Origin of the sequence: Paenibacillus thiaminolyticus (genome assembly GCF_007066085.1) — a bacterium.
Classification (GTDB): Bacteria; Bacillota; Bacilli; order Paenibacillales; family Paenibacillaceae; genus Paenibacillus_B; species Paenibacillus_B thiaminolyticus.
In genome coordinates this window covers 1,595,479-1,609,129 of record NZ_CP041405.1, presented here as the reverse complement: position 1 = coordinate 1,609,129, position 13,651 = coordinate 1,595,479, and the positions used below count along the sequence as shown (strand labels likewise).

The window sequence follows — 13,651 nt, the reverse complement described above, 5'->3', positions numbered from 1 at the left end:
TTAGCTGGTTTCTTTCATGGACAAGGAATGCTTTTATAATTTGAATTGCTTCACGATAGCTTGCAATTCCTGGGACAGCACCCTCAACTGCTCCGTGGAAGCGGAAATCGTCTGGACGGAAGCAAGCTGTGTTTCGGATGCCGATACGACCGTTTGCACCGTCTGGGATGCTTCTTCTGCGATCGAGGCCATTTCCTCAACCGAGGCCGAGATTTCTTCCGTTCCTGCCGACATTTCTTCGGTAGAAGCGGATGTTTCCTGCATTTCGAAGGTGACTTTTTGGACCGTATCCAAAATGGTCTCGAACGCCTGTCCGGCCTTGTCCACGATTTCCATACCAGATAAGACATCCTTCTGCACAAGCTGCATTGATTTTGTCGTCTGCTGCATGCTGCCCTGAATTTCCTCGATTAAGCTTGCGATTTGCTTCGCGGAATCCTCCGACTGCTCCGCTAATTTGCGCACTTCCATCGCTACTACGTTGAACCCTCTGCCGCTCTCTCCCGCCCTTGCCGCTTCGATGGATGCGTTCAAGGCAAGAAGATTGGTCTGGCTGGCGATATTGGTGATGACATCGATGATCTTCCCGATTTGCTCCGAGGATTCATTGAGCTGTCCAATGGCGGCCCCCGTCATCTTTACCGAATCATGAATGGCCTTCATTTGGCTGACCGCCTCATTCAATATCGCATTGCCCTGCTCCGCCTGTCCGGATGAGTAACTGGACAATTCTGTTACGCTGGTTGCTCGATCCACAATCACTTCGATGCCTTTGGCCATTTCCTCGAGCGCGATTGCGTTTTCCTTGGACGCTGCCTGCTGGTTTTTGGATCCGGCGGCGACTTGCTCCATGGAAGCGGCGATTTGTTCGGTTGCGCTGGCGGTCTCCTTGGCGTTATCGGCTACGAGACTCGAGCTTTCGTATAGAACCTGAGCCTGCTTATCTACTGTTCTCATAATCGTGGAGAGGCCGTCAATCATGTGATTGAAATCTTCCATGACCTTTCCAACCTCGTCCTTCGAATCATATGTACCACGGACCGTAAGATCGCCTTGCTGCGCTTTATTCATCAACAGCTGCATCTCCTTGAGCGGAGCGACAATAGCTTTGATGATGAACAGTCCCATTGCGATGCTCACAAGCAGGGCTAGTCCGCCAATCAACAAGCTGTTCATTATGGCGTTTTTCCCTAATTTTGTCGCCGCAGCCGCTTCCTCCTGCGCCAGATTCTGATTCCATTCAACCAGTTCCGTGAGCAGGTTTTGAAGCTCCGCGCGGGTCTCTCTCGCCTTATCATTATAATAAGTGAAAGCTTCCGCGTTTTTATTTTGCACGGCCAGCCCGATCACGTTGGTAATATGCTGCTGATAAGCCGGCAATAATTTACTGTACTCGTCGTATAATGTTTTTTCCGCTTCATGATTTAGGATAGCAGCATAGTTTTCGAGTAATTGTTTGTTATCTTTTTGAAAATTATCAATGGCATCTTTCAGACGCTTATTGCCCTCCGCATCGTTATTGGCCATGAGCTCGAAGATAGCGGTATCCGTTGAGCGATTATTCACCTGAATTTGTTTTAGCCAGGTTATAGATTTCAGATTGTGGTTAAAAATGACCTCGGTACTATTATTGATTTCACGAATGGAGCTATAAGAGAGAAGTGTGCTGATCCCTAATAACAACACGCCAATCCCAACCAAGATATAGATTTTAATCGCTGTTTTTAAATGCCGGAACCGAAAATGAAATCTCGTTTTCATGTTGAACTCCGCCCTTTGCCATCCAAATTAGATTTCGATGCTTGTTTGTGATTATAAACCTATGTTTTGGCCCAGTGTGTGAGTTTCCCCCCCCTGCTTTTGGAAAATGGTTAAACATCATTTGCTGGCAAGGGATCATGCATGAGCAAATGAGGCTATCATATTTATCGACAAATTTCGATATTCTTTAGATAGAACTCTAAAATTTGCGTCGTTTTTTGTAAAATTATTCAATTTATTTGTTGTAATTAGGCAAATATACCTACTTGACTCGGGCTTTTTTTTGCTTATATAATGATTAAATCATTTAATTAATTGACACTTTAATTAATGAATCTTTTAATATCTCAGTGCCGCCGGAAGGAGTGGAAGGATGGAGCGCATGTCATTGTGGGTGGATCGTTATGAACAGGCGATGACGGTCTTGGCACGTACGCTATGGCATGACATGACGAACGTGAAGGAATTGGGGTTGACGATCGCGCAGTACTCGCTGCTGAACGTCATTGAGCGGCGGGGACCGGGCAAGGTGTCCATGCTCGCCGAACAATTAGGCGTGACCTCCAGCGCGGTTACCGTGATGATCGATCGGCTGCTCGACAGCGGGCTGGTCGACCGCTACCCTGATAAGTCCGATAGGCGGGTCGTGCTCATCTCGATTACTGCAGCCGGCCTCCATCTGCTGCGGCAGGCGCAGGACAGGTCGAGGCGGACGCTGACGGCCTACTTGTCCTTGCTGGAAGAGGATGAGCTGGAGCAGCTGGTCCAACTGAGCGAGAAGCTGGCAGCGAAGTCGCTCGTGTATAAAGGCGGGGAATAAAAGGCGGCTGCCGGTTCCGCAGGGCAAGGCAGCAGGCCCGCACATTGGCATTGCGCGTATACCCATCCTGGAATGGCCATTCTCTGGATGGGGATGATATACCGATTACTTTTATAGTTTGGAGGAGATTTATGGTTCGCACTCATAAGAAAACAAATATGCTGGATCTTATCAAACGTGTTGTATTTATTACGATAGGCGCTGTCTTGATGGGCGTAGCGCTGGAAATATTTCTAGTGCCTAACGACATTATTGACGGGGGAATAGCGGGGATATCGATTATTTTGTCCAAGACGACTTCGCTGAAGCTCGGACTGTTCCTGTTCCTTCTCAACGTGCCGTTCCTGATGCTTGGGTATAAGCAGATCGGCAAGACATTCGCCTTTTCCACCCTGTACGGCATTGCCGTTATGTCGCTGACGACCGCTATGCTCCATCATGCGGAAGCGTTCACGAACGAGAAGCTGCTCGCCGTTATGTTCGGCGGCATTATGCTCGGGGCGGGCGTCGGTCTCGTCATCCGCTTCGGCGGATCGCTGGATGGGACGGAGATTGTCTCGATCCTGATATCCAAAAGAATCAACGTTCCCGTCGGCCAGTTAATCATGATCTTCAACGTATTTATTTTCATCGTTGCCGGCTTCGTGTTCGGATGGGATTCGGCCATGTACTCCATTTTCACGTACTATATTGCCTTCAAGATGATCGATATCGTCGTCGAAGGCCTGAACGAATCCAAGTCGGTTACGATCATATCGTCGGAGTATGATGAAATATCGCAGGCCATTATCGACCGGCTTGGCCGCAACACGACATTCATCTACGCCAAAGGCGGCTACATGCGCGAGGATACGCAAATGATCTATTGCGTGCTTACGCGTCTGGAAGTGGCGAAGCTGAAGGCGATTGTGCAGGATATCGATCCGAAGGCCTTCATCGCCATCGAGACCGTATCGGATGTGCTCGGCGGCAATTTCAGCAAAGCGAATATTCATTAAAAAAAGCGGCCCTTCCCGGACGAATGCGGGAGGGGCCGCAGCTGCTTCCGGACAAGCGCCGCATGTCAGCGCTTCTCCTTCGGCGCATTCGATGCGGGCCGCCGGCCTGGGAACAGCACTTCCAGCATGGCCAAAGCGCGCTCCCGCTCCTCCCGGCTCATCGGCTGGCCATAATAATGGACAGGGGCGCTGCCGTTCAACACCTCCGTCAATTCGTAGAACGGCTTTTTCTCCTTGACGCCGCGAGGCGCAAGCTTGTTCCCGCCGGCGCGGTAATTCCAGCCCGCACTGTCCGTCTGCATCGCCGGATGAGGCAGCTCCCCGTTCTCGTACTCGGAATCCGCAGGGCCTTCCTCCAGATCCATATATCCGGCGGCGCTCATCAGCCACTCGTACGGAACGGAATAGACCTGAGCCAGCTTCTTCAGCGTATCGGGCGTCGGCTTGCGTTCCTTGCCCGTGCGCGGGTCGCGTCCTTTTTCCAGACTGCTCAAATAGGTATGGCTGACTCCGGATTCACGCTCAATCTCCCGCAAAGAGCGCTTGCCCCGCAGTTCCTTCAATATCTTTCCGATGTTCATTTGGCATAACCTCCTTTCCCGTAATTTTTCGCGATTCATGAGTTGCAAACAGCATACCATTGAGGTATAGTAATAGCAAGCGGCGCTATCCCTGGATACCATGCGTGTGGAGCAAAGTCCCTTACCCTCTCGGTCACCGGACAGATGGTTCTGTATGAGCCGAGACTGACACGCGCAGAATCCTGAAGACACGGCATTTGAAAGGGCTAAATATGGCACTAAAGGGGTCTAAAGGGATTAAAGCGATTGAAGGGCTTGAAGGGATGGTTGGGATAGAGGGGCTAGAAGGGCTGCGCCCGGGAAGGTTGCGTTCCCGCAGGGGAAGGAGGGGCGGAATGAAAAGCGCGGCGGAGAACGATTTGTTGAATGCTATTCATGAATAGCGAAATGTGTCACAGACAGCTTGATCAAGACGGCAGAAGCGGAAAGCGTACAATGGATGAAGAAGGTGGGAAGAGAGATGAACATTCATCACTTGGTGCACTGCAGCCAGCTCAAGACAGGACTGCTGGAGATTGCCTGCCTGCTGGATGACGACGAGCAGTACACGAGGCCGATGGCCGTCCGGGATCTGAAGAAGCTGATCGAGCAGGCCGTGCTGCTGGAGAATGCATGCCAGGGAGAAAGGTGCCCGGTATGCCATAGTATGCATGAATGCGGGCATTGAAGCGGGCCTGAGCGGCACAGACCCGATCGAGCAAGCGGAGCCGGACGGCTTGCGGCTGGCTTGACGCGCTGCAGCGGCGGCCTGCCCGACAGACAGGCCGTCCGGCTGCGCCGAGCGGGGGCTGAGCTCGTCCTGCCCGGCTGATCCGGCGCAGGAAGGCGCAGCCCCGTGCAGGCGCCAACTCCTTAATGGCAGAAAAACTGCTGCCGGTACCGACGCGGCGACATGCCTTCATACCGGGAGAAGCAGGCGGCGAAGTAAGCCGCTTGGCGGAAGCCGACCTCCTCGGCGATGCGGGAGATCGGCAGATCTGTCTGGTGCAGCAGCAGCTTCGCCTGGTCGATGCGGTAGCGGGTCAAATATTCGATCGGGGAGCAGCCGAACTGCTTCTGCATGCAGCGGGCGATATAGACCGGATGGAAATTCAGGCTGTCACCGAGGGATTGAGCCTTGATATCGTCCCGGTAATGGCGCCGCAAGTAAGCGGCTGCCCGCTCCGCGCATGCGGCGGCGGGGGACTGGCCGTTCTGGTCCGCCGAGACCGACAGGAGGTGGAACAGGTGCTGGAACAGCATCTGTTCCTTCCAGGGGGTATTCGGCTCGGGAATCCCCTCCCGCAGATCCTGAAGCTGAAGCAGGACTTCCCGCACCCGGTCCGGCTGCAGCGGCTTGCCGAACTGCGGCAAGGCCACGAGGAACGGCCGCGGGGCAAAAGGCAACGGGGAGGCCACAGCCGCTTCGCCACCGTCGCAGGCGTGGGAATGCGGCACCTCCTCAGTAGCCTCCCATGTTCCTTCCGTCTGGAAATGCAGCCAGAAGTACGTTGTCGCCTCCATGCATTCCTGCGTCGCCCCGTGCGTCTGATCCGGCCGCAATAGGAGGACATGATCCGGACGTACCGCATATTCCCGCTCCTCCTCATACATATAGAGACAGCCTCCGGTCACGAACAGCATGTCGAATACTTCAATATTCCGGCGGCTGGCATGCTTCTGACCGGCCTCCATGATGCCGGAACCACTGTAAATGTAATAGGGCAATGGCGGTAATGTGAACTGCAGCGCTTTCATTGGAAGAGCCTCCTTTTTTCGAATTGAACAGGTTGGCATCTTGATAGTTCAAGTTGATATTGTGACACACCAAGATGAGTATACCATCTATAATGATTACGTTCTATCCATCATTACAAGAGGATATGCAGCCAACATCAGGAGATAACGGAGGTTTCATTTGTGAAAAGAGAACGGAATCGGTATGCATTGGGAGTGCTGGCATGGCCGATTTTTATAGAATTGTTTCTGCAGTTTTTGTTGGGGGCGGCGGATACGCTGATGGTGAGCCGCATCTCGGATGATGCGGTCGCGGTTGTCGGCTTCTCGAACCAGCTGTTCCAGGCGCTCACGACCCTTTTCATGACGGTGGCGAGCGGAGCCGGCATTTTGATCGCGCAGAAGCTCGGATCGCGGAGGGAAGAGGAGGCGCGTTCCGTGGCGATCTTGGCGGTGTCGGCAAGCGCGCTGATCGGGCTGGCGCTCAGCTTCGTGCTCTACGCGAAGCCGCGCGCGATCGCGGCGGTGCTGCAGCTGCCGGACAGCCTGCTGCCGTTGGCGGACACTTATATTTCGATTGTCGGCGGCGGCATGGTGCTAACGGCGCTCACGTCGACCCTCAGCACGGTGATCCGGAACACTGGCAATACGAAGGGGCCGATGATCATCGCGATCGGGATGAACGTCATCCATGTCGCCATGAACTACGGCTTCATCTTCGGAGCCTTCGGCTTCCCGCAGTGGGGGCTGGCCGGAGTCGCCCTGTCGACCGTCATCAGCCGGCTGTTGGCGACGGCGGTCCTGGCTTATGTGTTCGTCCATTCGTTCGGACATCGCATCCGCCTGCGGGAGATGCTCGGCTTCGACGGGGCCCGCTTCAAGGAGATCCTGCATATCGGCTGGCCGCTTGGCGTCAACATGTCCTGCTGGGTATTCTCCCAGCTTGTTATCTTCGCCTTCATCGCGATGCTGGGGCCGCAGGAACTGGCGGCGCGGACGTACATGAATACGCTGGAATCGTTCTGCTTCCTGCTCGGATCATCGATCGCGATGGCGCTGCAGATTCAGGTCGCCCATCTGTTCGGGGCGGGACGGACGGAGGAGGCTTACCAAGGGGCCTATCGCGCCCTCCTGTACGGATTGCCGCTCGTCACGGTCAATGCGCTCGTGCTGCTGTTCGCGGGCCGGGCGCTGCTGGGGCTGTTCACGGCCGATCCGGAGATTGTGGCGCTTGGCGTCTCGCTGCTCGGGCTCAATCTGCTCTTGCAGCCCGGCAAGATGCTGAACATGGCGATGGGCAACGCCCTCAATGCGGTAGGCGACACCCGCTTCGTCATGCTGACGGCCATATTCTCGATGTGGCTGGTTGCCACGGGCTTGTCCTACCTGCTGGGCATTCATTGGGGCTGGGGGCTCGCCGGCATCTACGCCTGCATGATCGCGGATGAATACATTCGCGGCATTCTCGTGCTGTTCCGCTGGAAGGGGCGGCAATTCCTGAAGCGGGCCGAAGCGGCTGACGCTGGCCAACCTCCGCTTCCGCGGACACAGGCGGCGAAGGTGTGAGGCCAATCCTGGAGCGACTCCAAGAGGATGGTTGAATAATTCGTGACATCGATAGAGAGAGGCGCAGATGCGTCTCTTTTTTCATTTCCAGCTTACCGTGAAGCGAAGAGCTGGTATAATTACGGCATAGCCAGACGGGGCGACGCGCTGCGCCGCCCGCCGATACGAACGCAGAGGTGAACAGAGCATGATTAGAGAAGCGACTGAACAGGACTTGCCTGCCATTTTGGAAATTTACAACGATGCGATTATCCATTCTACGGCGGTCTACTCGTACGAGCCGCAATCGCTCGAGCAGCGAACGGAGTGGTTCCGGCAGAAGCGCCAGGACAACCTTCCTGTTCTGGTCTATGAGGCAGAGAACCGGGTAATGGGCTTCGCTGCCTTCGGTCCGTTCCGGGCCTGGCCGGCTTATCAATACACGATCGAGCACTCTGTCTACGTGCATAATGAATGCCGTCACTTCGGGATCGGGTCCCAGCTGCTGCGGGAAATTATCCGTGTCGCAGCCGATAGCGGATACAAGACGCTCGTCGCCGGCATTGACGAATCGAACCGGGGCAGTATTTCCTTGCATGAAAAGCTCGGCTTTACGTATGCCGGGACGATCCGGAACGCGGGATATAAATTCAATCAATGGCTGAACCTGTGCTTCTACCAATACGAGCTGCCGGGACCGGATCAACCGGTGGAGCGAGGCGAATTGGACAGAAGGAATGGATAGCCGAAAGGGGACTTTCCATGAATATTGATCTGCAGCCTATCACCGCCGGCAACTGGGAGGAATGCATTGCATTGAAAGTCGGTACGGGACAGGAGGGCTTCATCGCATCGAACCTGTATTCCATCGCCGAAGCGCAATTTTTGGACGGCTTTCAATGCAAGGGCATCTGCCTGGACGAGCGCATGATCGGATTCGCCATGTATGGCATCGATCCGGATGACGGGAACTACTGGATCTACCGCTTCATGGTGGATGCGTCCTTCCAGGGGCAAGGATATGGCAAGCGGGCATTGCAGCTTGTGCTGGATGAGATCGGAGCGCAGCCGGACCGGAAGGAGCATTGTCTGCTCGGCTATGATCCGAATAATGAAGCGGCCCGGCGGCTGTATGCCTCGGCAGGCTTCGTGGAGACCGGCATCGCGCCTTGGGGCGAGATGATGGCGAAGTATGAGTTCCCCGGGCGCCCGTTGGACACGCAGAGACCAAGCAAGACGAATAGCGAAGAAGCGGGCCGATGAGAGCAAAGGCATGCGGCATCCCTTTTCCCGGTTGAAGAACGAAGAACGCTGTGGCGGCAACGAACATCGATCGGGTCAAGCTGACGGAACAGGAAATATATAGTACAATAATCAAGTTAGATTAGGATAGTTTTTTGAACTTTTTTGAATGGGATGTTATTGCCATGCCAAAAACATGTTTTCTGTGAATCGGACTGCTGATCATCCTGATCCTGAGTATGTCCGGATGCGCGAAGGAGACGGCCTTCAAGGGCGAGGGGGCCCACTGGAAGGTGAAATTCATCCAAAACGTCGATCTGGAGCTGGCCATTCGCTATGCCGGGACAGAGGACACGATCGAGGACTTCCGCTATGTATTTGCAGGCGGGGAGATGAATGGGGCGGCAGGGACCGAACCCGGTGTGAAGAACGCCAAATACATCTTCGGACATAAGTGGCAGGTTATCGGGCAGCGGAAGATCGAAGAGCCGCTGTCGATCACGATCGGCTGGAATGGACAGGAAGAGAAGATTGAACTGACAAGCAGGCAGAAGTAGCGAGCATGATTCATGCCCTAGACCTCTTGCATGCGCACAAGGGAGAGACGAGAAAGTGGGCCATCAAGCCATTGCGGCCGATGCGTTGTCGCATTATGAGATACAATCGCCAATCATTGCGTTTATTCGCCATAATGAAAATTTGACCTATAAGATTACCGATCAGTCCGGCTCATCCTATCTGCTGCGGGTTCATAAGCCGGTTCATGCCGAGCTTCACGGCCTGCAGCATTCCAAGGCGGGCTTGACCGGGGAGATGGAGCTGTTGCAGGCGTTGGGCGAGAATACCGCCTTGAATGTGCAGAAGCCTGTCCGCAATCGCGAAGGCGAATTCGTCTCCCGGATCTCGGACGGGGAAGACTTCATACACTGCACGCTGCTGCACTGGCTGGAAGGACGGGACTCGCAACCGGATGACTTCGCATCGCGAGAAGCCGCTCTTCGCTACGGACGGCAGGTCGGCATGCTGCACCGGTTTACGAGCGGGTACAAGCCGGAACGGGCCATCAGCAGACCCGCTTACGCCGGAATTGCGGAGAACGAGGCGATGCTGGAGCGACTGACCTACGGACGGGATCACGGCATATTTGCGCCGGGCGATTTCGGACTGATGAGTGAAGCCTTCCAGCTCATTAATGAGCGGCTTCGCCGCTACGAGCCGGAACCTGGCACATGGGGTCTCATCCATGCTGACATCAACCGGGCCAATGTCATTGTGACGGATCGGGGCTTTACCTTGATTGACTATTGCCTGTACGGCCACGGTTATTTTCTGTATGATGCGGCGGGCGGCGCGCTAAGCGTCCCATCCGAGCGGCGGACGGATTTCATGGAAGGCTATGGGGCGGAATTCCCTTCGACCTGCGGCGATTCGATGAAGCTGCTCGAAGGCTTCATGCTGCTGAATATTTTCGGCTACTATTCCTTTCATATGATGAACACTGCCGTTCATCCCTGGATGCGGGAGCGGCTGCCGTCTTTTTGCGCCAATATGGTGACTCCGTTTTTGGAAGAGCGGCCCATCTGTGACTTGCTGTAATCGGCGACTGTCCACAGCCGTCCCGTATCTTTCGGGGCGGCTTTTTTCTTTCGTTTCGATTCTCGGGAAAAAACTCCGTTTATGTCTATATTTGTAGAAGCATGACAGGATTTTTCTGGTATAATGTTGAAAAAGCAGTTTCTCCCTAAATATTTTGTATGTTGCATCACTACGGCGATAGTCGAGGAGAGATGAGAATGAGACGACTGCAAGCGGGAATGTGGGGCCCCTTTACGGCCGGGCGGTGGCATGAGCTGGCGCGCGGGCCGATTAACGGCATGGAGGTCTGCATGCTGCGTGATGAACAGGAACTGCAAGCGGTGCAGGATTTCTGCGTCCGCCATCAGCTCCAATATGGCGTACATGGGCCCATCCTCGATTCCCTTGGCTACCAATTGCCCAAGCTGAATGCGGTCTGTCCGGCAGAGCGGGCGGAAGCGCTGGTACGAATGGAGGCGGAGGTTGAACTGGCTTCCCGATATGGGGCAGACTATATTTTATTCCACTATCCATTCTTGCCGCTGTTCCCGGCGCAATGGAAGCGGCCGTATCCTCGAATGCCCGCTTCGGATCAACGTTACGGTCATGACCAGTTGAGCCGCCGCGAATTCAGAGAGATATCGGTCCGGTTATTCGAAGCATGCTGCGAGCTGCAGCGCAAGCATAACCAGCGCATCGTGCTGGAGCATGATTTTGCAGGGGATTACACCGAGGAGTTCATCGATATGTTCCGGGAATACCCGGAGATTGCACTCGTGGTCGATACGGCGCGGCTCGATATATCGGGGCGGGTGCTTCCCGGGTTCGACCCGTATGCGTGGCTCGACGCACTAGCGCCCTATGTCTATCTCGTTCATTACAGCAATGTGCGTTATGAGGAGGAGAATTTCCAGAATCATTTGCCGGTCCTGCCTGAGCAGGATGGCGACAGCCGCTACGGAGCCGCCTATGCGTATTTGGAAGCGTTGGCAAGCCGCAATCCTGCGTTCCATGTGACCTTCGAGCATCGGGCCTATCTGGTGAGCGTGGAGGAACTGGACGCGATCTATGAGCGGGTCGCGCTATTGTTGACGCGCTCGATGGGGCATACCGATACCCCCTGTCGGAATAGAATGCAAATATGAAGAGCTATTTGGTGGAGGGAGGTGCCGAGGATGAGGTCTGTCCGAAGCCTGCTGGCCGTCGTGTTGAATCTGATCGGAGAGCTGTGGATTAGCCCTTTTCGCAGGAACGGTTATTATGACAAGCATACTGCGCATCTGAGCAAGCCTGCCTATGCGGTGTTCTTGCTTGCTGTGCTGCTATCTCTTTTCGGGGCTACGCTGCTGTATGCGCCGTAGCCTGGAATAAATACATATTATAAATAGGGAGAAAAAGTCTATGTGGGCGACCAATCCAAGTTGGGTTTGGCTACTCTTTTATTCGGTGTTCGGGATTAGTCTGGCGGCCAGTGCGTTCAGCCTGATTATCCGCCGACGGATCGGCATATCGGTGGTGCATATCGTCATTTTGGTGACGGGATTTACGGTATTTTTCCTGAATGCCATGGGTCGAAGCGAAGGCATGACGGAGCTGCATTATTTCTGGAAAAGCTTGAGGGAAGGCGCGTTATGGGCGATCTACGTACTGATTAGCGGCCTTTTTTCCATCTATTGGTGGTATGGATTCGTCATCTCCTATCGGGACAAGGGGTAGCGTCCGAACCGAATTCGAGCCCCGGCGATGCTCCCGCGGAGGATGCTCCGGTCGGATGATGGACATACCGGCGGCGGGATTGGCAGAACTGTTACTCGGTCTGAAGCGGCAAATGGAATGCCAGCGCGGTCTTGACTCTCACACCATGTTATACTTTACGATTAGGTTACCGGCCGGTGGAAGGAGTTAATCTAGATGCGCATCAGTGACCTGTCACGTCTGACGGGAGCCAGCATCCGTTCCTTGCGTTATTACGAGGAGAAGGGATTGCTTGCTCCATCGCGTACCGACAGCGGATATCGGGTGTACGCGGAGGAAGACGTTGAACGTGTACGGCAGATTCAGTTCTATTTGCATATGGGGGTTCGTGCGGAGGAGTTGGCCCGCTTGTTGCAGCAATGCGCCGGCTTTCCCGGCTATGGGGATCCGGCATGCGCAGAGGAAGCGATTGCTTATTATGAGAGCAAGCTTCGCGACATCCGCCGCCAGAAGCAGCTTCTGGAGAAGGCGGAACAGGACATCTGCGGCATGCTGGCGCATTGGGCCTCCGTCCGGACGCACGACCCTGTTGGACAGAGGGGGACATAGCCTATGTTGAGGCTTGATCATGTGACTGTGGCGGTTCGCGATGTGGACGCGGCAGTCGAACAGATAAGCGGGACGACTGGAGCCCGGTTTACCGCCCCGGTGGAGGCATTTCCCGGCGCGCGGGCGCAGGTCGCCTATTTCGGTGCCGGGTTCCTTGAAGTGATTGCGGCTGCGGATTCGGACAAGCTGCGGACGACGCAGCTGGGACGCGCCTTCGCGGAGTTCGCGGAGAGCCGGGAAGGCATCTTCGGCGTAGCGCTGGACATCACCGGCGGCATGGCTGCCTTCGTCGAGGAAGCGAAGAAGCGCGGCGTCGCATACGTAGGACCTTGGCGGCAGCAAGCTCCGTTAGAGGACGGCTCGTTCATCCCATTCGGCACGGCCTTCATCCGCCATGATATGCCGTGGCTGATTGAATATGAACGGTCCCGGACATGGGACAGCCCGCTGAGTTTATGCGGAGTGGATGTGGCTGCTGCCGATCCGCTTGTCCAGGTGAGGCAATACCGTCAGGCGTACCGGCTGCCGGAGCCTGCCTCCATCGGAGCATCCGCCTATGAATGGGAGCTCGCCCGCGGGATGATTCGTCTGCTGCCGCAGGAGAAGGGGCCGGCCGGCTTCGCGGCGGTTACGATCGCGGATGCGGAGCGGGAGTACCGGATTGGGTTTACGCCGGAAGCGGGGATGGAGATTGCCGTATCCGCCTTGGAGAGGACACGGTGATGCTAGCGGATGGAGGCTTGGCGGGACCCGGTGATGAGTGTGCGCCAGGCAGGAAGTACTTTACTCCATCGTAGCTTTCGGGTATAATATAGAATAATTATGCTCTCATGCAGAGCCTGAAGAGGAGGTGAGGTAGGAGATGAACCGCAACGTCGCAACGATCCGCATTAGCCAATTGCCTATGGCATTATTTGGCATCACCCATGATGAAGTGGTCAACGGGATAGGTGTGTCCATTTTTGCGAATACGAATGTGACGAATTGGCGTGAAGACTCTCCTGCCTTGACCTGAACGGGTATGATCTGGCATAAGGCTGCGGGGATGTTTCCCTGCAGTCTTTTTTTGTTCCGGTCCGGGGAGGAAGTGCGCCCGGAGGAGGACGTTG

At 55.0% G+C, this 13,651-nt stretch carries 17 protein-coding genes; 14 read left to right on the top strand and 3 right to left on the bottom strand.

Features of this window, described 5'->3' with window-relative positions:
• Positions 1–33 precede the first annotated feature (33 nt).
• A complete protein-coding gene (locus tag FLT43_RS07175) occupies positions 34–1,761 on the bottom strand; it encodes a methyl-accepting chemotaxis protein (protein ID WP_087442353.1) in 1,728 nt (575 codons plus the stop codon).
• A 373-nt stretch (positions 1,762–2,134) separates the two neighbouring features.
• On the opposite strand from FLT43_RS07175, the gene FLT43_RS07170 reads away from it, so the two are divergent.
• Both FLT43_RS07170 and FLT43_RS07165 read left to right on the top strand, forming a co-directional pair.
• Complete coding sequence (locus tag FLT43_RS07170) at positions 2,135–2,581, top strand: MarR family transcriptional regulator (protein WP_087442354.1); 447 nt, start codon at positions 2,135–2,137, stop codon at positions 2,579–2,581.
• 131 nt (positions 2,582–2,712) lie between these two features.
• On the top strand, positions 2,713–3,579 hold the full coding sequence (locus FLT43_RS07165; RefSeq protein WP_087442355.1) for a YitT family protein: 867 nt from the start codon (positions 2,713–2,715) through the stop codon (positions 3,577–3,579).
• 65 nt (positions 3,580–3,644) lie between these two features.
• On the opposite strand, the gene FLT43_RS07160 is transcribed toward FLT43_RS07165, so the two are convergent.
• Positions 3,645–4,160: a helix-turn-helix domain-containing protein gene (locus FLT43_RS07160; protein ID WP_087442356.1), complete on the bottom strand. Its 516-nt coding sequence runs from the start codon at positions 4,158–4,160 to the stop codon at positions 3,645–3,647.
• Between the two features lie 460 nt (positions 4,161–4,620).
• Here FLT43_RS07160 and FLT43_RS07155 point away from each other — a divergent pair, with 460 nt between their 5' ends.
• Complete coding sequence (locus tag FLT43_RS07155) at positions 4,621–4,827, top strand: exonuclease (protein WP_087442657.1); 207 nt, start codon at positions 4,621–4,623, stop codon at positions 4,825–4,827.
• A gap of 185 nt (positions 4,828–5,012) precedes the next feature.
• On the opposite strand, the gene FLT43_RS07150 is transcribed toward FLT43_RS07155, so the two are convergent.
• Entirely contained in the window at positions 5,013–5,897 is an 885-nt protein-coding gene (locus tag FLT43_RS07150) for a helix-turn-helix transcriptional regulator (protein ID WP_087442357.1), read from the bottom strand.
• Between the two features lie 162 nt (positions 5,898–6,059).
• Here FLT43_RS07150 and FLT43_RS07145 point away from each other — a divergent pair, with 162 nt between their 5' ends.
• The 11 genes from FLT43_RS07145 to FLT43_RS29260 all read left to right on the top strand — a co-directional run bounded on the left by FLT43_RS07145 (position 6,060) and on the right by FLT43_RS29260 (position 13,557).
• Positions 6,060–7,442: an MATE family efflux transporter gene (locus tag FLT43_RS07145; protein WP_087442358.1), complete on the top strand. Its 1,383-nt coding sequence runs from the start codon at positions 6,060–6,062 to the stop codon at positions 7,440–7,442.
• Between the two features lie 187 nt (positions 7,443–7,629).
• The gene (locus tag FLT43_RS07140) at positions 7,630–8,166 is read left to right on the top strand and encodes a GNAT family N-acetyltransferase (RefSeq protein ID WP_087442359.1); all 537 of its coding nucleotides are present in this window, start codon (positions 7,630–7,632) and stop codon (positions 8,164–8,166) included.
• Between the two features lie 17 nt (positions 8,167–8,183).
• Positions 8,184–8,684, top strand: coding sequence for a GNAT family N-acetyltransferase (locus FLT43_RS07135; protein WP_087442360.1), 501 nt, complete (start codon positions 8,184–8,186; stop codon positions 8,682–8,684).
• A gap of 272 nt (positions 8,685–8,956) precedes the next feature.
• Positions 8,957–9,220 (top strand): hypothetical protein, encoded by a 264-nt coding sequence (locus tag FLT43_RS07130; RefSeq protein ID WP_087442361.1) that lies wholly within the window; start codon positions 8,957–8,959, stop codon positions 9,218–9,220.
• Between the two features lie 55 nt (positions 9,221–9,275).
• A complete protein-coding gene (locus FLT43_RS07125) occupies positions 9,276–10,259 on the top strand; it encodes a phosphotransferase enzyme family protein (RefSeq protein ID WP_087442362.1) in 984 nt (327 codons plus the stop codon).
• 197 nt (positions 10,260–10,456) lie between these two features.
• Positions 10,457–11,383 carry a sugar phosphate isomerase/epimerase family protein gene (locus tag FLT43_RS07120; RefSeq protein ID WP_174818216.1) on the top strand — a complete coding sequence of 309 codons (927 nt, stop codon included), beginning with the start codon at positions 10,457–10,459 and terminating at the stop codon, positions 11,381–11,383.
• Positions 11,384–11,413: 30 nt separating this feature from the next.
• The gene (locus FLT43_RS07115) at positions 11,414–11,599 is read left to right on the top strand and encodes a hypothetical protein (RefSeq protein ID WP_087442364.1); all 186 of its coding nucleotides are present in this window, start codon (positions 11,414–11,416) and stop codon (positions 11,597–11,599) included.
• Between the two features lie 40 nt (positions 11,600–11,639).
• Complete coding sequence (locus FLT43_RS07110; protein WP_087442365.1) at positions 11,640–11,954, top strand: hypothetical protein; 315 nt, start codon at positions 11,640–11,642, stop codon at positions 11,952–11,954.
• A gap of 195 nt (positions 11,955–12,149) precedes the next feature.
• The gene (locus tag FLT43_RS30020; protein WP_244194179.1) at positions 12,150–12,542 is read left to right on the top strand and encodes a MerR family transcriptional regulator; all 393 of its coding nucleotides are present in this window, start codon (positions 12,150–12,152) and stop codon (positions 12,540–12,542) included.
• A gap of 3 nt (positions 12,543–12,545) precedes the next feature.
• On the top strand, positions 12,546–13,265 hold the full coding sequence (locus FLT43_RS30015; protein WP_244194180.1) for a VOC family protein: 720 nt from the start codon (positions 12,546–12,548) through the stop codon (positions 13,263–13,265).
• Positions 13,266–13,404: 139 nt separating this feature from the next.
• The gene (locus FLT43_RS29260) at positions 13,405–13,557 is read left to right on the top strand and encodes an RAxF-45 family protein (protein ID WP_164776579.1); all 153 of its coding nucleotides are present in this window, start codon (positions 13,405–13,407) and stop codon (positions 13,555–13,557) included.
• The last annotated feature ends 94 nt before the right edge of the window (positions 13,558–13,651 follow it).